This is a genomic window from Pseudonocardia halophobica, assembly GCF_050948485.1.
Classification (GTDB): Bacteria; Actinomycetota; Actinomycetes; order Mycobacteriales; family Pseudonocardiaceae; genus Pseudonocardia; species Pseudonocardia halophobica.
Map to the genome: position 1 here is coordinate 3568033 of NZ_CP192046.1, position 17947 is coordinate 3585979.

A 17947-nucleotide genomic window follows, 5' to 3' on the forward strand; every position below is an offset into this window, starting at 1 on the left:
GCCGCTTCGTCGCGCCCCTCGCCTCCCGAGATCGCCGACTCGGTCGCCCGAGACTCCCGACCCGCGGTGCCGGATCTCCCGACTCGCGGTGCCGGAACTCCCGACTCGCGGTGCCGGAACTCCCGACTCGCGGTGCCGGAACTCCCGACTCGCGGTGCCAGAGCTCCCGACTCGCGGTGCCGGATCTCCCGACTCGCGGGGGCTGTAGTGCGACGCGCGGGAGTGACGGCTACACGTACTCCATCACCAACACCGCGGCGGTGCCGGGTTCGAGGGCCTGGTAGGCGTGGGGACGGTCGCCGGGGAAGCAGGCGTAGTCCCCGAGGCCCAGTTCCACCTCCTCGCCCTCCGGCCCCGCCAGCCAGCGCCCCGCCGTGACGACCATGTGCTCGGTCGTGCCGGGGATGTGGGCGTGCGCGGCGCGGGCCGGGCCGGGTTCGGCGGTGATCACGTGCAGGTCCCGGCGGGCCCCGGGCGGACAGGCCGCGAGCAGGGTGCCGGTGAAGGGCGAGTGCTCGCTCGGGATCACCACACCCTCCCCGGCCCGCACCACCCGCACGGCCCGCGCGGGCGGGTCGACCAGCCGGGAGAACGGGACGTCGAGCACGACGGCGATCGCCCACAGGGTCTCGACGCTCGGGTTCCCGGCGCCCGCCTCGAGCTGCGACAGCGTCGACTTGGCGATCCCCGCCCGCCGTGCGAGCTCGCCGAGCGACAGCTCGCGCCGGGTCCGCTCGCGCCGCACCGCAGAGGCGATGGCCGCGAGCGGCGTCCCCTCCGTTCGGTTCATCGGTCTCCTTATCCGGTTTGACGAACGCCTCGACGGTGTTCATCCTAACGGCCATGTGTTCGGCGCGGCGAACGGCTCTGGAGCGCGGCGACCTCCGGGACGCCCTGGCGCTCGGGGCGGCGATCACGGTCGTCGGAATGTCCTTCGGTGCCCTGGCAGCGGCCGCGGGGGTGCCCCCGGTGCTGACCGTGGCCATGTCGGTGCTGGTCTTCGCGGGCGGCTCGCAGTTCCTGGCGGTCGCGGTGGTCGCCGCGGGCGGGGCACCGATCGCCGCGGTGGCGGCCGGGCTGCTGCTGAACCTGCGGCACCTGCCGTTCGGGCTGGCGATCGGCGACCTCGCGGGCCGGACGCTGCCGGCCCGGCTCCTCGGCGCCCACATCCTGATCGACGAGAACGTCGCCTTCGCCCGCGCGCGGGGCAATGGCCCACGCGCCCGGGCGGCGTACCGGACGTGCGGAGCACTGCTGTTCGTCGGCTGGAACGCCGGCACCGTCGTCGGCCTGCTCGCCGGGTCGGCCGTGCCGGACCCCGCGTCGTTCGGGGTCGACGCGGCCTTCCCGGCCGCCCTGCTCGCGCTCCTGCTGCCCTCGCTGCGCGCGTCCGACGCCCGCCGGGTCGGCCTCGGCGCGGCCGTCGTCGCGCTCGCCGCCACGCCCTTCCTCCCGCCCGGGTTGCCGGTCCTGGTCGCGCTCCTGGCCCTGGTCCTCGCCGGCCGGACGGAGGCGGAGCGATGACCTGGGCCGCCGTCCTCGCCCTCGCCGCCGGCACCTACCTCGTCCGGCTCGCCGGCATCCTGTTGCGCGACAGGGTCACGCTCCCGGCGCGGCTCGCCCGGCTCACCGACCTCGGGGCGACCGCCCTGCTGGTCGCCCTGGTCGCGACCGCCGCGCTGACGGAGGCCGGCGGGTTCGCCGGCTGGGCCCGGCCCGCAGGCGTCCTCGTCGGTGGGGTGGCGGCGTGGCTGAAGGTGCCGTTCGTGCTGGTCGTGGTGCTGGCCGCGGGAACCACGGCGGGCCTGCGCACCCTCGGGGTCGCCTAATGGGTTCTGTCGAGCTGGGGTTGTGCCAGGCTCGGCGCTGGTAGCGGCCAGCGGGTCAGCACTCTCGTCGCCGGAGCGTTGAGCTCTAGAGTCAGATCGTGCGCCCGCTGGTCGCGAGCAGGTCGAACCGCTGATGGGATGACGTGCCCCGGCCCTCGAGCTCGTCGGGGTCGGTGAGCACTTGACCATTAGGTCGCGGGTCCTGCTCCACGCTGCCGTCGACGAAGGACCAAGCGGGAGGCGGTGGGGCCGTTGCTGTTCGTCGGTGACGACTGGGCCGAGGATCACCACGACGTGGAGATCGTCGACGAGGCCGGGAAACGACTCGGGCGAGCGCGGCTGCCGGAGGGCATGGCCGGGATGTCCCGGCTGCACGAGATGCTCGCCGAGCATCTCGACGACACCGACCTCGACCCGCAGACCGGGATGCTCGCCGACGGGGCGGTGGTGGTGGGCATCGAGACCGACCGCGGCCCGTGGGTCACCGCGCTGCTCGCGGCCGGCTACCGGGTGTTCGCGCTCAACCCGATGTCGGTGGCCCGCTACCGCGAGCGGCACTCCACCTCCGGGGCGAAGTCCGATGCCGGGGACGCGCACGTGCTGGCCGAGATCGTTCGCCTCGACCGCGAGCATCACCGCCCGGTGGCCGGGGACAGCGCGCAGGTCGAGGCGCTCAAGCTGGTCGCCCGGACGCACCAGAGCCTGATCTGGGACCGGACCCGGCACCTGCAGCGGCTGCGCCAAGCGCTGCGGGAGTACCACCCGGGGCTGCTCGACGCCCTGGTCGCGGGCAGGTTGGAGCTGACCGATCCGGACGCGGTCGAGCTGCTCGAGCGGGCCCCGGACCCCGACCGGGCCGCCCGGCTGTCGAGGGCGAAGATCGCGGCGATCCTGAAGAGGCACCGCCGCCGCAACGTCGATGCCCGCGCCGAGGCGATCCAGACGGCGCTGCGCGCGCCGGTGCTGCGCCAGCCGCCTGCGGTCGAGTCGGCGTACGCGACGATCGCGTTGACCCAGGCCCGGCTGCTCACGGCGCTGTCCGGGCAGCTGCCGGGACTGGAAGAGGTGATCGGTCAGGGTTTGGCCGGCACCCGGACGCTGAGATCTACGCCAGCCTTCCGGGCCTCGGTGTGACTCTCGGGGCCCGGGTGCTCGCCGAGTTCGGAGACGACCCGCACCGCTACCGCGACGCCAAGGCCCGCAAGAACTACGCGGAACGTCCCCGATCACCCGCGCGTCCGGGCGCAAGACCGTCGTGTTGGCCCGCTACGCCCGCAACCGCCGCATCGGTGACGCCGTCCATCGATGGGCGTTCTGCGCCCTGAGGGCCTCACCAGGTGCCCGCGCCTACTACGACGCCCTCCGCGCTCGCAGCATCGGACACAACGCCGCGCTACGACAGCTCGGCAACCGGCTGGTCGGAATACTGCACGGCTGCCTCAAGACCCGCACCCGCTACAACGAGACCACCGCCTGGGCCCACCACCACACCACCGCCGCTTGACACCACTACGTCATGGGATGTCTGACTCGCAAGATCGGGACGGAGCCGCGAGACTGCGCGCGTGCCGCGCCCGCTCGCCCCGCTCCTCGCCTGGCTCCTGGTCGTCGCGGCCGGCGTCGCCGCCGTCGTCACGATCCTTCCGCCCACGCCCGAGCGCGACCCCGCCGCGGCCGGGCCGTCCGCCGCCCGGGCCTTCGCCGACGTGGAGCGCATCGCCGTGCGCCCGCATGTCGCCGGCTCGCCCGCCAACGACGCCGTGCGCGAGTACGTGCTGACCACCCTGCGGGACATGGGGTTCGCATCGCGGGTGCAGGACACGATCGGCGTCAACGCCGGGTCTCTCGGCGACAGGACGGCGGCCGCCGCCCGCGTCCGCAACGTGATCACGACGGTGCCCGGGACGGCCTCGACCGGGCGGGTGTTCCTCGTGGCGCACCACGACTCCGTCCAGTCCGGCCCCGGCGCCAACGACGACGGCGCGGGGACTGCGACCCTGCTCGAGACGGCCCGGTGGCTGCGGGCCCACCCGCCCCGCAACGACGTCGTCCTGGTCTCGACGGACGCCGAGGAGGCCTGCCTGTGCGGGGCGGAGGCGTTCGTCGCGGAGGCGCCGGAGGCAGCCGGCGGCGGGGTCGTGCTCAACGTCGAGGCCCGCGGCACGTCCGGCCCCGTGATCATGTTCGAGACCACGCCGGGCAACGGCGCCGTGGTGCGGGAGTTCGCGGCGGCGGCCCCGCACCCCGTCGCGACGAGCTTCGCGGGGGAGGTCTACCGGATCCTGCCGAACGACACCGACTTCAGCCCCTTCCGCGACGCCGGCCGCTTCACCGGGCTGAACAGCGCGTACATCGACGGCAGCGCGGCCTACCACGCACCGCAGGACGTTCCGGCGCGGATGGACCTCGGGTCGCTGCAGATGCACCTGGACAACACGACGGCACTGGTGTCGCGGCTCGGGACCGTCGACCTCGCCGCCGTGCGCGCGGAGTCGGCCGACGCGACGTACTTCCCGGTCGTGGGCCTGCTCGTCCGCTACCCGGGCGCGCTGGTCGTGCCGCTCGCGGTCCTCGCCGTCGTCGCGGTCGCGGGCTTCGCCCTGGTCGCGCTCCGCTGGGGGCGGACGACGGGGCGGCAGCTGCTGGCCGGGGCGGCCGCCGGGCTGGTCCCGCTCGTCGTCGCACCGGCGCTCGCGCAGCTGGTGTGGTTCGGGCTGACGACGCTGCGCCCGGGCTATGCGGCGCTGCGCGACCCGTGGCAGCCGGGTTGGGACCGGGTCGCCCTGGCCTGCCTGGTCGCGGCCGTGGTGCTGGCGTGGTTCGCCCTGCTGCGCAACCGGATCGGGACGACGGCGCTGGCCGTCGGCGGGCTGGCGTGGCTCGCGGTACTGGGCGTGCTCCTGGCGGTGGCGACGCCCGGCGGCTCCTACCTGACCGCCCTGCCGGCGTTGGCGGGCGGCGTCGCGGGCATGATCGGCGGCCGGATCGCCGCGGCCCTGGCGGGAGTGGTCGCCGTGCTGGTCCTGGTTCCGACGGCCGTACTGTTCCTGCCGGCGCTGGGCCTGTCCGTCGCCGCGGTCCCGGCCTTCATGACGGTGCTGCTCGGCGTCGCGCTCGTCCCGCTGCTGGACCTCCTGCCGGTCCCGCGGCTCACGCCCGCCGTGGCCCTGGCGGCCGCGCTCGTCCTCGGCGCCACCGGCTTCGCGCGCAATGCCTTCGACGCCACGCAGCCCGCCCCGAGCCAGCTCGTGTACCTGCTCGACGCCGACGCACACTCGGCCCGCTGGGTCAGCGCGGAGGCCCGGCCCGGGCCGTGGACCGCCGGCCACGTCGACGGGAGCGAGGAGCTCGACCTGCCCGGGTTCGGGGGTACCTACGCGACCGGCCCGGCGCTCCCGGCGGACCTGCCGCCCGCGACCGTGACCGCGACCCGCGAGGGCCGGTCGGTCACCGCGCGGATCAGCCCGCAGCGCACGGTCCGCTTCGTGGCCCTGCGCAGCGAGGGCGGCGTGGTCACCGCGGCCGAGATCGGGACAGGGGTGGCGGGCACGCCCGTGCCCGTCCGCGACGGCCGCCTCGACCTGTTGTTCCACGCCCCGCCGCCCGAGGGCCTGGAACTCCGCCTCACCCTGCGCGACGTGCCCGCCGGTGACCTGCGCCTGCAGGTCACCGACGGGTCCGACGGGCTCGACGGGCTGCCCGGGTTCCGGCCCCGGCCGCCGGACGTCGGCGTGGCGGGCAGCCACACGAGCGAGCTCGTCGCGGTGACGGGCTCCCACCCGCTCTGAGCGTGCGAGCGAAGGAGTCCGTCAGGCGAAGTCGACGGTCACGCAGCCGACCCGGTCACCCGCGGTCCCGGCCTTGCCCGGCTCCGTCGCCGTCTTCATCGCGTGGATCACGACGGACTGCGGCGCGGCCTGGTCGGTGAACGCCCACTGGGCCTGCGTGGCGGTGACCGAGGCGGCGCCCTGCGCGTCCGTGGTGAAGTCCAGCCACACCTCGTTCTGCGGGTTGGCGTAGGCCGGGTCGACGCTCGGGCTCACCGGGTCGGCGACGTGCTGGAAGTGCGGGCCGGAGTCCGCGGCGGCGGGGCCGCACGGCTTCTGGTGGGCGTGGGAGCCGTACGTGCGGTTCGGCACCAGGCCCGTGACCGCGAGGGTGACGGTGGAGCTGGTGCCCTCAGTCGACGACGTGACCTTCGCCGTGGCGCCGGCCGGCACCAGCTGGGGGTTGTAGGTGATCGCGTCGCCGGTGCTGGCGAACGTCGCCTCGACGTCGACGTCGTCCCCGGCGGAGCCGCTCGCGGCCGGGGCCGCCGGGGCGGCCGGGGCCGTCGTCGCGGCCGGCGTGCCGGTCTCGGTCGACGGCGTCTGGGACGGCGACGAACAGCCGACGAGCGCGACGGACAGGACGGCCAGCGCCGGGAGGACGAGGCGGTGGAGGGTGCGTGGTGGGACCATGAATCAGACATACCCCATGGGGGTGTGATCATCGGATACCGCCGCGCCCGGTAGCCCGATCGTGGCGCCGGAGGTCCGGCGGGCGGGGACGAGCGGTCCGGCCGGTGATCGGGGACGATCGGGCCCGTGCGAGTTCTCGTGATCGGAGCGACCGGCTACGTCGGCGCGAGGCTGGTGCCGCGGCTGCTCGCGGAGGGGCACGCCGTCCGCTGTCTCGTGCGGTCGCCGGAGCGGCTGGCGCGGACCGGCTTCGCCGACCGGGTGGAGGTCGTGCGGGGGAGCGTCGGCGATGCCGCCCCCACCGGGGAGGCGTGTCGCGGTGTCGAGGCCGTCGTCCACCTCGTGCACTCCATGGACGGGCCGGACTTCGCCGACCGCGACCGGGTCGCGGCCCACACGCTCGCCGCGGCGGCCGAGGCCGGGGGCGTGCGGCGGATCGTCTACCTGGGCGGGCTGCAGCCCACCGGCGAGGCCAACTCCGCCCATCTCGGGTCGCGCCACGAGGTCGGCGAGATCCTGCTGGCCGGCGCGGTGCCCACGGCGGTGCTGCAGGCCGGGATCGTCGTCGGCCGGGGGTCGGCGAGCTTCGAGATGATCCGGCACCTCGCCGAGACGGTCCTCGGCGGCCCGCCGGTCCTCCCGCTGCCGGACCAGGCGTGGAACCGCATCCAGCCGATCGCGATCGACGACGTCCTGTACTGGCTCACCGCCTGCCTGCGGCTGCCGCCGGAGGTGAACCGGGCGTTCGACGTCGGCGGGCCGGAAGCGCCCAGCTACGTCGAGCTGCTGCGCGGGTACGCCCGCGAGGCCGGGCTGGCCCGCGCCCTCACCGTGCCGGTCCCGCTCGCCGCGCCGCGGCTGGGCGCGCGGGCGGTCGAGGCGCTCACGCCGGTCGACCGCGAGCTCGCCGGGCCGCTGCTCGAGTCGATGGCCTACGACCTCGTCTGTCGTGAGTCGGACCTGTCCGCGCTGGTCGGGGACCCGCCCGGCGGCCGGACGCCGTACCGCGAAGCGGTGCGCCGGGCCCTCGCCGAGGAGGGGTCGGCGGGCGCGGCGGCCACCGACCCGGAGGGGTCCGGCCCGCCCGCGCTGACCGGCCGGCACGTCGAGGAGGTCGACGCGCCGCCCGAGGTCCTGTGGTCCGTGGTCGCGGGGCTGGGCGGCGACGAGGGCTGGCACACCGTGCCCGGGGCGTGGGCGCTGCGGCAGCGGCTCGACGGCCTGGTGGGCGGCGTCGGGCTGCGGCGCGGCCGGCCCGAGCGGCTCGAGCCGGGCGCACCGGTCGACTGGTGGCGGGTCGAGGAGGTCGACCAGGGGCACGCCCTCGCGCTGCGCGCGGAGACGCGGCTGCCGGGGGTCGCGCGGCTGCGGATGACGGTCGAACCCGCCGGCGACGGGGCGAGCCGCTATACGCAGACCGTCACGTTCCGTCCCCGGGGGCTCGCGGGGCGCGTCTACTGGTACGCGCAGAAGCCGGGGCACGACCTGATCTTCGGTGTGATGGCCCGGATGGTGGCCTACGAGGCGGAGCGCCGCGCGGGCCAGCATCAGCAGCCGAACGGCGGAGGATGATCCACCGTAACGCTGTTACCCGACGCGAGATCGTTGCGCCTGCATCTTTCGTTACCACTGCGTAGCGTGAGATTTCGCGGATTGACGGGGCACGGGCGTCACCGAGAGCATTCGCCGCAGCCGTCCGCTCCCCCGCAACGGCTGCGCCCGACCGGACCGACCCCCGACGGTCCCGGCGGGTCCGCCACGAGCCGTCGCGAGCGGCGCCCGCCGGCGCCGCTCGCGACGGCCGGCCGCTACTTCTCCCCGTACCGCGCGAAGGCCCGCGTGAACGTGGCCGTCCCGGAGGTCATCGCCCGCAGGTCCACCGCGTAGCGCAGCAGCTCCTCGGACGGCACCTCGGCGCGGACCACGGTGCGCCCCGCCGTGTCCGTCGGCTCGGTGCCCAGCACCCGCCCGCGGCGCGACGACAGGTCGCCGAGCACGACCCCGAGGTGGTCGTCGAGGATCGTGACGGCGACCTCGTCGACCTGCTCCAGCAGCGTCACCCCGCAGGCCTCGGCGGCCTCCCGGAGCGCGAGCGCCCCGGCGGTCTGGAAGGCGGCGTCGGACGAGTCGACGCTGTGCGCCTTGCCGTCGACGAGCGTCGCCCGGATGTCGACGACGGGGTGCGGCGGCGCGTCCGGGCCCTCCGACGGCGCGGTGAGGCCCCGCTCGAGCTGCGCCCGGATGCCCTTCTCGACGCTCGGGACGTACTGCGTCGGCACCGACCCGCCGACCACGGCGGACTTGAACTCGAAGCCGGACCCGCGGGGGAGCGGCTCGAACTCGACGTGGCAGATCGCGTACTGGCCGTGCCCGCCGGACTGCTTGACGTGCCTGCCGGTCACCCTCGCCTTGTGGTCGAGCGTGACCCGCATCGGCACCCGCACCGGCTCGGTGTCGACGTTGGCCCCGGCCTCGCGCAGCCGGGACAGCACGACATCCGCGTGCGCCTCGCCGGTGCACCACAGCACCGTCTGGTGGGTCTCCGGGTTGCGCTCCAGGATCAGCCCCGGGTCCGCCGCGACCAGCTTGCCGAGCGTGCGGGCGAGCGCGTCCTCGTCGCTGCGGTCCTTCGCCACGACGGCGATCGGCAGCAACGGTTCCGGCAGGTCCCAGGCCCGCAGCAGCAGCGGGTGCTCGGCGTCGGACACGGTGTCGCCTGTCTCGGCCCCGGACAGCTTGGTCAGCGCGCAGATGTCGCCGGCCACGCAGGTCTCCGTCTCCTGCAGCGTGGAGCCGAGCGGGGTGTACAGGTGGCTGAGCCGGTCGTCCGAGTCGTGGCCGGGCGGGAACGCGCTCGCGTCCTCCGGACTGGTCCGCGGGGCGGGGACGTGCCCGCTGACGTGCACGGACGTGTCCGGCCGCAACGTCCCGGAGAACACCCGGACCAGCGAGACCCGACCGACGTACGCGTCGGCCGAGGTGCGCACGACCTCGGCGGCCAGCGGGCCGCCGGGGTCCACGGTGAGCGCGTCGTGCGCGCCGCCGTCGATCGTCGACACCATCGGCAGGGGGCGTTCCAGCGGGGACGGGAACCCGCCCGCGAGCAGTTCGAGCAGTGCGTCGAGACCGACGCCGCTGGCCGAGCAGACCGGCACGACGGGGTGGAAGGCGCCGCGCGCGACGGCCGTCTCCAGGTCGTCGATCAGCACCGCGGTGTCGATGTCCTCGCCGCCGAGGTAGCGCTCCATGAGCGTCTCGTCCTCGGACTGCTCGATGATCCCCTCGATCAGCGTGGCCCGGGCCTCCTCCGCCCCGGCCGGCGCCGCGCCCTCGGGGGTCTGGCTCAGCAGGCCGTACAGGCCGCCGTCGATGGGCAGGTAGAGCGGCGCGACCCCGCCGAACGCCTCCTGGCAGGCGATCTGGGTCGCCTCGACGTCGGCCCGCGCCTGGTCGCACCGCGCGACGACGAGCGCCCGGGGCGTCCCGACGGCGGCGCACTCCTGCCACAGCGCGATCGTCCCGGCGTCGATGCCCTCGCCGTCCGCGCCCGCGATCGCCGGGACGACGAAGAGCGCGGCGTCCGCGGCCCGCAGGCCGGCGCGCAGCTCCCCGACGAAGTCCCCGTAGCCGGGCGTGTCGATGAGATTGATCTTGAGCTCGCCGTGCCGCAGCGGCGCGACGGCGAGCGTGACGGAACGGTGCTGGCGGACGGCGGCAGGGTCGTGGTCGCACACGGTCGTCCCGTCGAGCACGCTGCCCTGCCGGGGGATCACGCCGGTGTGCGCGAGCAGCGCCTCCACCAGCGTCGTCTTCCCCGACCCGGACGGCCCGACGAGGGCGACGTTCCGGATGAGCGAGGGATCGGTGACCGGCGCCCCGATCCCGTCTGATGCTCCGCGCTGGCCGGTCTTGGGGTCTGATCTGACGGTCATTGCGACCACCTCCGCTGGGGTGCACTCCGATGTGCTGCGGGTCACAGCCGATTCCACTCCCCTCGTCGCGCGGGCACAACCCCGCGCACAGGGTCCGCCTCAAGCCTTGCCCAATCCGGTGGCGGCGCGCGCGGGATCACACGGCGCGCGCGAGTAGGGTCCCTGGCCGTGCCCATACCCGGTCCCGGATACGCCATCACCGTCCGCGTCGAGGCCCCGGCCTCCGCCAGCGCCGCCGGGGATCTGGCCGTGGCGGTCGGCAACGTCGGCGGGGTCGTGACCGCGTTCGACGTCGTCGAGGCCCGGACGGCCACGATCGTCGTCGACATCTCCTGCAACGCCCTCAACTCCGACCACGCCGAGGAGATCACCGCCGCGCTCGGCGCGGTGCCCGGCGTGCACGTGCGCAAGGTGTCCGACCGGACCTTCCTGATCCACCTCGGCGGCAAGCTCGAGGTGCAGTCGAAGGTCGCGCTGCGCAACCGCGACGACCTCTCCCGCGCCTACACCCCCGGCGTCGCCCGGGTCTGCCAGGCGATCGCGGCGAACCCGTCCGACGCGCGCCGGCTCACGATCAAGCGCAACACCGTCGCCGTGGTCACCGACGGCTCCGCGGTCCTGGGGCTGGGCAACCTCGGCGCCGCCGCGGCGATGCCGGTCATGGAGGGCAAGGCGGCGCTGTTCAAGCGGTTCGCCGGGGTCGACGCCTGGCCGGTCGCGCTGGACACCCAGGACACCGAGGAGATCATCCGCACCGTCGAGGTGATCGCCCCGGCGTACGGCGGGATCAACCTGGAGGACATCGCCGCGCCGCGCTGCTTCGAGATCGAGCGCCGGCTGCGCGAGATGCTCGACATCCCGGTCTTCCACGACGACCAGCACGGCACCGCCGTCGTCGTCCTCGGGGCGCTGCGCAACGCGCTGCGCGTGGTCGGCAAGAAGATCACCGACTGCACGATCGTGGTGTGCGGGGTGGGCGCGGCCGGGTCGGCGATCATCCGGCTGCTGGCCTCGGAGAAGCCGGGCGACGTGCTCGCCGTCGACATCGACGGGATCGTGCACTCCGGCCGTGCGGGCCTCGACGACAACCTGGCCTCGATCGCCGAGCAGACCAACCACCGGGGCAGGCAGGGATCGCTGGCCGACGCGCTGGTCGGCGCGGACGTGTTCATCGGCGTCTCCGCGCCGAACCTGTTCGGGGTCGAGGAGCTGGCCACGATGGCCGACGACGCGATCGTGTTCGCGCTGGCCAACCCGGACCCGGAGATCGACCCGTCGGTCGCGATGCACCACGCGGCCGTGGTCGCCACGGGCCGCTCGGACTACCCGAACCAGATCAACAACGTGCTCGCGTTCCCCGGGGTGTTCCGCGGGCTGCTCGACGCGCAGGCCCACGACATCACCGACCGGATGCTGCTCGCGGCCGCGGCGGCGATCGCGGACGTGGTGCACGAGCCCAACGCCAGCTTCATCGTGCCCAGCGTGTTCGACCCGTCGGTGGCCCCCGCGGTCGCCGAGGCCGTCCGGCACGCCGCGCAGGAGGCCGCGCGGGCGGGCGAGGTGGCCGCCGGGCAGTGACCGGCGGGTGGGCCGCATCACCGTCTACCCTGGTAGAGGTGGTGATCGAGCAGTGACCGGAGCCGTCCCGACGATCGGCGTCCTGGCCCTCCAGGGCGACGTCCGCGAGCACGCCGCCGCCCTCGAGGCGACCGGTGCGAAGGCCGTGCCGGTCCGCCGCCCGGCCGAGCTGGCCGCGGTCGACGGGCTGGTGATCCCGGGCGGCGAGTCGACCACGATGAGCCGGCTCCTCGAGGTCTTCGAGCTGCTCGACCCGCTGCGGGACCGGATCGCCGACGGCATGCCCGCCTACGGCTCCTGCGCCGGGATGATCCTGCTCGCCGGCGAGGTGCTCGACGGCCGGCCGGACCAGAAGCAGCTCGGCGGGCTGGACGTCGTCGTGCGGCGCAACGCCTTCGGCCGCCAGGTCGACTCGTTCGAGACCGACCTCGCCTTCACCGGCGTCGAGGGCGGCCCGGTCCGCGCCGTGTTCATCCGGGCGCCGTGGGTCGAGAAGACCGGCGACGACGTCGAGGTGCTCGCCGCGGTCCCGCCCGTCACGAGCACGGGGAAGGACCCCGGCGCCGCCGCGGGCCGCCCGGTCGCGGTCCGGCAGGGCACGGTGATCGCCACCGCGTTCCACCCGGAGCTCACCGGCGACGGTCGGGTGCACGCCCTCTTCGCCGACGTCGTCCGGCAGACCTGACCGCGCGGGTCAGCCCGTCGCGACGGGGTCCCGCCCGGCGGCCGCCCGGCCCTCGGCCAGGAAGGCGGCGAGGGCGTCGACGTCCGGCAGCTCCGAGGCCGGCCGCAGCGCGCCGAACGGGGCGTTCCAGAACTCCCCGCGCCGGGGCTCCCACGGTCCGACGTAGGCGTACGGGGCCGGGTGGGCCGCGTCGCCGGGGGAGACCCCGTAGTTGACCCGGTCCGCCGTCACCCCCAGGTCGAAGTGCTCGGGCCAGAGCACCGGGTCGCCGAGCGTCCGCAGCGCGGCGTCGCCCCGGGCGAACCAGTCCGCGAGGTGCTCCACCGCGATCGGGTCGGGGGCGAACGGCTCGTCCGGGCCGACGCCCGAGCCGTCGGCGTAGAGCCCCTCGGGCGGCCCGACCTGCACCCCCGCCGCCTCGGCGAGCTGCCGGCACGTGCCGGCGAGCGGGGCGCGACCGCCCCGCCAGACCAGCTCGGTGTGCTCGACCCGCAGCGTGGAGAGGGTGCCGCCGAACCCGCCGGGCGTCACCTTCAGCCGGATGGTGCCGTCGGTCCGGTACTGCGGGCCCGCGACCACCGACTCCGCCACCGCGTGCAGCGCCCGCCGCGTCGCCACCAGGATCCGCTCGTCCATGCCGTCCTCCCACCCGTCGTGCCGATCGTGTAACGCCCGCCCGTCCGGCGTGCTCTGTGTCCCCACCAGTGTCGGACGGAGCCGGGAGCGTTACATGGACACGAACTTCCTGCCGATCATCCGTTGGGACGGGCTGGCCGAGGACGTGCCCGTCGGTGCCGAGGCCGACGGCATCGACCTGGTCGTCGTGCGTCGCGGCGGCGAGGCGCACGTGTTCGAGGGCCGCTGCCCGCACCGCGGCGCGCTGCTCGCGGACGGCCGCGTCGAGGGCCCGAACCTGGTCTGCGGGGTGCACGGCTGGGACTACCGGCTCGACACGGGGGTCTCGGCCTACAACCCGACGGAGCGGCTCTACAAATTCTCGTGCCACGTCGTCGACGACGAGGTGCTGGTGGACAAGGCCGAGCTCGCGGACTACCGGGCGATGCGGCCGGAACGGCGTGTCGTCTCCACCTACGACCGGCTCTTCGACGACCCCCACCAGGACAGCCCGGAGGAGCCCTACGTCGGCGAGATCCACCGGCTGGCCCGGCACGGGCTGTCGGGGGTGCACGGACAGGTCGCGGCAATGGGCGTGCCCCGGCCGGAGCTGCCGTCCTGGGACGACCTGCAGGTCCTCACCGCGCAGCTGCACCGCTTCCCGATGCTGGACGACGAGCCGGTGGACACCGCGGTCACGATCGGCCCGGCCGCCGCGCGGCCGTTGCGCCTGGCGATCCCGCTGTTCGTGTCGGACATGAGCTTCGGTGCGATCTCGGCCGAGGCGAAGACCGCCCTGGCCCGCGGGGCAGAGGGCGCCGGGACGGCGATCTGCTCGGGTGAGGGCGGGATGTTGCCCGAGGAGCTGGCCGAGTGCTCGCGCTACCTGTACGAGCTGGCGTCGGGCCGGTTCGGCTGGGACGAGGCCTGCCTGGACCGGGTCCAGGCGCTGCACCTCAAGCTCGGCCAGGGGGCGAAGACCGGCACCGGCGGGCACCTGCCCGGCCACAAGGTCGTCGGGCGGATCGCGGAGGTCCGCGGCCTTCCCGAGGGCACGGCGGCGGTGTCGCCGGCGCGGTTCACCGACTGGACCACGCTGCTCGACGCCCGGGCCCTGGTCGACCAGGTCCGGAAGCGGTCCGGCGGCATCCCGGTGGGCGTGAAGATGTCGGCCCAGCACATCGAGGCCGATCTCGACGCCGCGCTCGACCTCGGTGTCGACTACGTCATCCTCGACGGCCGCGGCGGCGGCACGGGCGCGGCACCGACGATCTTCCGCGACACGATCAGCGTGCCGACCATGGCCGCGCTGGCCCGCGCCCGCCGGCACCTCGACCTGGCCGGGGCCCGGGACGTCACGCTCGTCGCGACCGGCGGGTTCCGGCGGGCCCAGGACATGGTCAAGGCCCTGGCCCTGGGTGCCGACGCGATCGCCGTGTCGAACGTGGCGCTGCAGGCCATCGGCTGCGTGGGCATGCGCGCCTGCCACACCGACAACTGCCCGATGGGCATCGCCACCCAGAAGCCGCACCTGCGCGCGCGGCTGCCGGTGCAGCGCGCGGCCGAGCAGCTGACCCGGCTGCTGGGCGCCATGACGGACCTGATGGTGGTGCTCGCGCGGGCCTGCGGGCACGACTCCCTGTCGCACTTCACGCCGAAGGACCTCACGAGCTGGAAACGCGACGTCGCCGAGCTGGTCGGCGTCCACTACGCGGGGGTGACCCGATGACCTGCTGGTACGAGCTCGACGAGCTGCCCGACGAGGGTCGGGTGCGCACCGCGGTCGTCGACGGCCGGACGCTGGCCGTGTCCCGCTGCGGCGGGCGCATCGGCGCGCTGGACAACCACTGCCCGCACCAGGGCGGACCGCTGGGGGAGGGGGCGATCGAGAGCGGCCTGCTCCGCTGCCCGTGGCACGGCTACGACTACGACCCGACGACCGGGCGGCCGCCCGAGGGCTTCTCCGACGCCCCCGTCGCCTTCCCGGTCGAGCAGCGCGGCGACTCCGTCTGGGTCGCCCTGCCCGAGCGCACCGAGCGGCCGCGCAGCGTGTCCGACGTGCTGGTGGAGACGCTGGTGGCCTGGGGCGTCGACACCGTGTTCGGCATGGTCGGGCACTCGAACCTCGGGTTCGCCGAGGCGCTGCGCCGGGCCGAGGCCCGCGACGAGCTGCGCTACGTCGGCATCCGGCACGAGGGCGCGGCGGCCTTCGCCGCCTCCGCCTACGGCAAGCTCACCGGCCGCCCCGCCGCCTGCCTCGCCATCGCCGGCCCCGGCTCGACGAACCTGCTCACCGGGTTGTACGACGCGAAGCTCGACGGCGCGCCGGTGCTCGCGATCTCCGGCCAGGTCCCGTCGTCGGTGCTGGGCCGCGGCGCCTTCCAGGACCTCGACCTCTCCGCCGCCTTCCGGGACGTGGCGGTCTCCACCGTCACCGTGCACGCCGGCTCCGACCACGCCGAGCTGGCCGCCACCGCCGTCAAGCACGCGGTCGACGGCCGCGGCGTCGCCCACCTCGTCCTGCCCGACGAGGTGCAGGACCTGCCCTCCGACGCCCGGGCCGGCGCGCCTGCCGGCCGCCGCGCCGATCTCGCGGTCGCCCCGCCCGAGGCGGAGCTGGCCGCGGCGGTCGAGCGCCTGGCCGCCGCCCGCCGTCCGGTGATCATCGCCGGGCAGGGGGCGCGGGACGCCGCGGCCGACCTGCGGGCCCTCGCCGAGGGGCTCGGCGCACCGGTGCTCACCACCTTCCGCGCCAAGGGCCTCGTGCCCGACACCCACCCGCTCGGCGCCGGGGTGCTCGGCCGCTCCGGCACGCCCGTCGCGTCGTGGCTGATGAACGAGGCCGACCTGCTCCTGGTCGTCGGGGCGTCGTTCGCCAACCACACCGGGATCGCCCCGTACAAGCCGATCGTGCAGGTCGACGACACGCCCTCGGCCATCGGGCGCTTCCACGGCGTGGAGATCGGGCTGCTCGGCGACTCCGCCGTCACGGTCCGGGCCCTCGCCGCCCGGCTCGGTGAGACGATCGCCGCGGACCAGCGCCCGGACGTCGCCGCCCGGTGGGCGATCTGGCGGGCGGAGAAGGCGCGCCGCGCGGCCGACGACCGGGGTCGCGGGGTCGCGTCGGCGGCGGTGTTCGCGGCGTTGTCCACGCACTGCCCGGCCGACGCCGTGATCACGGTGGACGTCGGCAACCACGCCTACAGCTTCGGCCGGTACTTCGAGAGCGCCGGGCAACCGGCACTGATGTCGGGCTACCTCGGGTCGATCGGCTTCGGCTACCCCGCCGCGCTGGGGGCGTGGGCGGCGGATCCGCGGCGTCCCGTCGTGGCGGTGACCGGCGACGGCGGCTTCGGCCAGTACCTCGCCGAGCTCACGACCGCGGTCAAGTACGGGATCCCGGTCAAACACGTGCTGCTCGACAACGGGGCCCTGGGCAAGATCAGCAAGGAGCAGCTGGCCGGCGACCTCCCGGTCTGGCAGACCTCCCTGGTCAACCCGGACTTCGCCGGCTACGCCCGGCTCTGCGGCGCCACCGGCATCCCGGTCCACCGGGCCGACGAGCTCGGCGCGGGGATGAAGGAGCTGTTCGCCGCCGAGGGCCCGGCCCTGCTGCACGTGCACACCGACGGCGAGCTGGTGTGAGGGCCGTGCGATGTCGGTGAACCTGGTGCTCGTGCTGGCCGTCGCCGCGGGCGTCCCGCTGCTGCTCGGCCTGGTCCCGGCGCTGCCGCTGCCCGGACCCCTGCTGGAGATCGTCGCGGGGATCGTGCTGGGCCCGGCGGTGCTGGGCTGGATCGAACCCGACGCGACCGTACGGGCGTTCGCCCTGTTCGGGCTGGCCTTCCTGCTCTTCCTCGCCGGGACCGAGGTCGACCTCAGGCGCTTCCGCGGCGGTCCCGGTCGCCGGGTCGCCCTCTCGCTCGGCGTGTCGGTCGTCCTCGCCGCCGTGGTCGCGGCGGTGCTGCAGGCCGCCGGTGTCCGTGGGGCCGCGCTGGTCGGGGTCGCGCTGCTGGCGACCTCGCTCGGGCTCGTCGTGCCGGTCCTCGGCGACGCGGGCGTGCGCGACCGGCCCGTCGGGCGGCTGGCGATCGCCGGCGCCTCGGCCGGCGAGGTCGCCGCGGTCGTGCTGCTGTCGGTCGGGCTGGCGGGCGGGGACACCCCGCTCGGCGGGCGGCTGCTGCTCCTGGTCCTGCTGCTCGCCGGCCTCGTCGCCGTCGGGCTGGTCGTGCTCGGGGCGGAACATTCGACGCGGGTGTCCGCGCTGGTCATGCGGCTGGCCGACACGAGCGCACAACTGCGGGTCCGGCTGACCGTGCTGCTGGTGGCGGGGCTGACGCTCGCGGCCGAGGCGCTCGGCTTCGAGGCCATCCTCGGCGCCTTCCTCGCCGGGCTGCTCGTGCGCGCGCTCGACCCGGATCCCGAGCGGAGCCACCCGCGGTACCCGGTCAAGCTCGAGGCGGTCGGGTTCGGCCTGCTCGTGCCGGTGTTCTTCGTGACGAGCGGGCTCACCCTGGACCTGCGCGGGCTGGTCGAGCACCCGGCCGCCCTGGCCGCGGTGCCGCTGTTCCTGGCCGCGCTGCTGGTCGTGCGGGGCCTGCCCGCGCTCGCGTTCCGCCGCGAGCTCGACCGTCGTGAGCTGCTGGCCGTGGGCCTGCTCCAGGCGACCTCCCTGCCCTTCCTCCTGGCGGCCGCGCAGATCGGCGAGGAGATGGGTCTGCTCGACCCGGCGACCGGGGCAGCGCTGGTCGCCGCCGGTCTCGTGTCGGTCCTGGTGCTGCCCGCGCTCGCCCTCGCGCTCCTGCCGCGACGCGTTCCCGCCCCGGCGTGAGGCGGCTACCGTGCCCC

13 protein-coding genes and 1 pseudogene are annotated in these 17947 nt (G+C 75.1%); 10 read left to right on the forward strand and 4 right to left on the reverse strand.

The features are described 5' to 3' along the window. Positions 1 to 229: 229 nt before the first annotated feature. Positions 230 to 790 (reverse strand): helix-turn-helix domain-containing protein, encoded by a 561-nt coding sequence (locus ACQP04_RS17175; RefSeq protein ID WP_433508032.1) that lies wholly within the window; start codon positions 788 to 790, stop codon positions 230 to 232. A gap of 53 nt (positions 791 to 843) precedes the next feature. Here ACQP04_RS17175 and ACQP04_RS17180 point away from each other — a divergent pair, with 53 nt between their 5' ends. The 4 genes and pseudogenes from ACQP04_RS17180 (at position 844) to ACQP04_RS17195 (ending at position 5617) form a co-directional block, all read left to right on the forward strand. Then, the gene (locus ACQP04_RS17180) at positions 844 to 1524 is read left to right on the forward strand and encodes an AzlC family ABC transporter permease (protein ID WP_433508033.1); all 681 of its coding nucleotides are present in this window, start codon (positions 844 to 846) and stop codon (positions 1522 to 1524) included. Beyond that, positions 1521 to 1829, forward strand: coding sequence for an AzlD domain-containing protein (locus tag ACQP04_RS17185; protein ID WP_433508034.1), 309 nt, complete (start codon positions 1521 to 1523; stop codon positions 1827 to 1829). The genes ACQP04_RS17180 and ACQP04_RS17185 overlap by 4 nt, the downstream gene beginning before the upstream one ends. A 252-nt stretch (positions 1830 to 2081) precedes the next feature. Further along, positions 2082 to 3333: pseudogene (locus tag ACQP04_RS17190) on the forward strand (IS110 family transposase). Between the two features lie 61 nt (positions 3334 to 3394). Further along, the gene (locus ACQP04_RS17195; RefSeq protein WP_433508035.1) at positions 3395 to 5617 is read left to right on the forward strand and encodes a M28 family peptidase; all 2223 of its coding nucleotides are present in this window, start codon (positions 3395 to 3397) and stop codon (positions 5615 to 5617) included. A 21-nt stretch (positions 5618 to 5638) separates the two neighbouring features. Here ACQP04_RS17195 and ACQP04_RS17200 read toward each other — a convergent pair whose 3' ends face one another. Then, the gene (locus tag ACQP04_RS17200; protein WP_433508036.1) at positions 5639 to 6289 is read right to left on the reverse strand and encodes a superoxide dismutase family protein; all 651 of its coding nucleotides are present in this window, start codon (positions 6287 to 6289) and stop codon (positions 5639 to 5641) included. Between the two features lie 126 nt (positions 6290 to 6415). Between ACQP04_RS17200 and ACQP04_RS17205 the strand changes: the two genes are divergently transcribed. After that, positions 6416 to 7861: an SDR family oxidoreductase gene (locus ACQP04_RS17205; protein ID WP_433508037.1), complete on the forward strand. Its 1446-nt coding sequence runs from the start codon at positions 6416 to 6418 to the stop codon at positions 7859 to 7861. Between the two features lie 236 nt (positions 7862 to 8097). Here ACQP04_RS17205 and ACQP04_RS17210 read toward each other — a convergent pair whose 3' ends face one another. After that, a complete protein-coding gene (locus tag ACQP04_RS17210) occupies positions 8098 to 10221 on the reverse strand; it encodes an elongation factor G-like protein EF-G2 (RefSeq protein WP_433508038.1) in 2124 nt (707 codons plus the stop codon). A gap of 168 nt (positions 10222 to 10389) precedes the next feature. Here ACQP04_RS17210 and ACQP04_RS17215 point away from each other — a divergent pair, with 168 nt between their 5' ends. Both ACQP04_RS17215 and pdxT read left to right on the forward strand, forming a co-directional pair. Then, positions 10390 to 11799, forward strand: a complete 1410-nt coding sequence (locus ACQP04_RS17215; RefSeq protein ID WP_433508039.1) for an NAD-dependent malic enzyme — start codon at positions 10390 to 10392, stop codon at positions 11797 to 11799. A 52-nt stretch (positions 11800 to 11851) separates the two neighbouring features. Beyond that, entirely contained in the window at positions 11852 to 12484 is a 633-nt protein-coding gene (pdxT, locus tag ACQP04_RS17220; protein ID WP_433508040.1) for a pyridoxal 5'-phosphate synthase glutaminase subunit PdxT, read from the forward strand. A gap of 9 nt (positions 12485 to 12493) precedes the next feature. On the opposite strand, the gene ACQP04_RS17225 is transcribed toward pdxT, so the two are convergent. Next, positions 12494 to 13120 carry a hypothetical protein gene (locus tag ACQP04_RS17225; RefSeq protein ID WP_433508041.1) on the reverse strand — a complete coding sequence of 209 codons (627 nt, stop codon included), beginning with the start codon at positions 13118 to 13120 and terminating at the stop codon, positions 12494 to 12496. 94 nt (positions 13121 to 13214) lie between these two features. Between ACQP04_RS17225 and ACQP04_RS17230 the strand changes: the two genes are divergently transcribed. Genes ACQP04_RS17230 through ACQP04_RS17240 form a run of 3 tightly spaced genes read left to right on the forward strand, consistent with a single transcriptional unit; the run spans position 13215 to position 17930 of the window. Then, complete coding sequence (locus ACQP04_RS17230; protein ID WP_433508042.1) at positions 13215 to 14828, forward strand: glutamate synthase-related protein; 1614 nt, start codon at positions 13215 to 13217, stop codon at positions 14826 to 14828. Then, positions 14825 to 16744 carry a thiamine pyrophosphate-binding protein gene (locus ACQP04_RS17235; RefSeq protein WP_433508043.1) on the forward strand — a complete coding sequence of 640 codons (1920 nt, stop codon included), beginning with the start codon at positions 14825 to 14827 and terminating at the stop codon, positions 16742 to 16744. The genes ACQP04_RS17230 and ACQP04_RS17235 overlap by 4 nt, the downstream gene beginning before the upstream one ends. 10 nt (positions 16745 to 16754) lie before the next feature. After that, the gene (locus tag ACQP04_RS17240) at positions 16755 to 17930 is read left to right on the forward strand and encodes a cation:proton antiporter (protein ID WP_433508044.1); all 1176 of its coding nucleotides are present in this window, start codon (positions 16755 to 16757) and stop codon (positions 17928 to 17930) included. Positions 17931 to 17947: the final 17 nt, after the last annotated feature.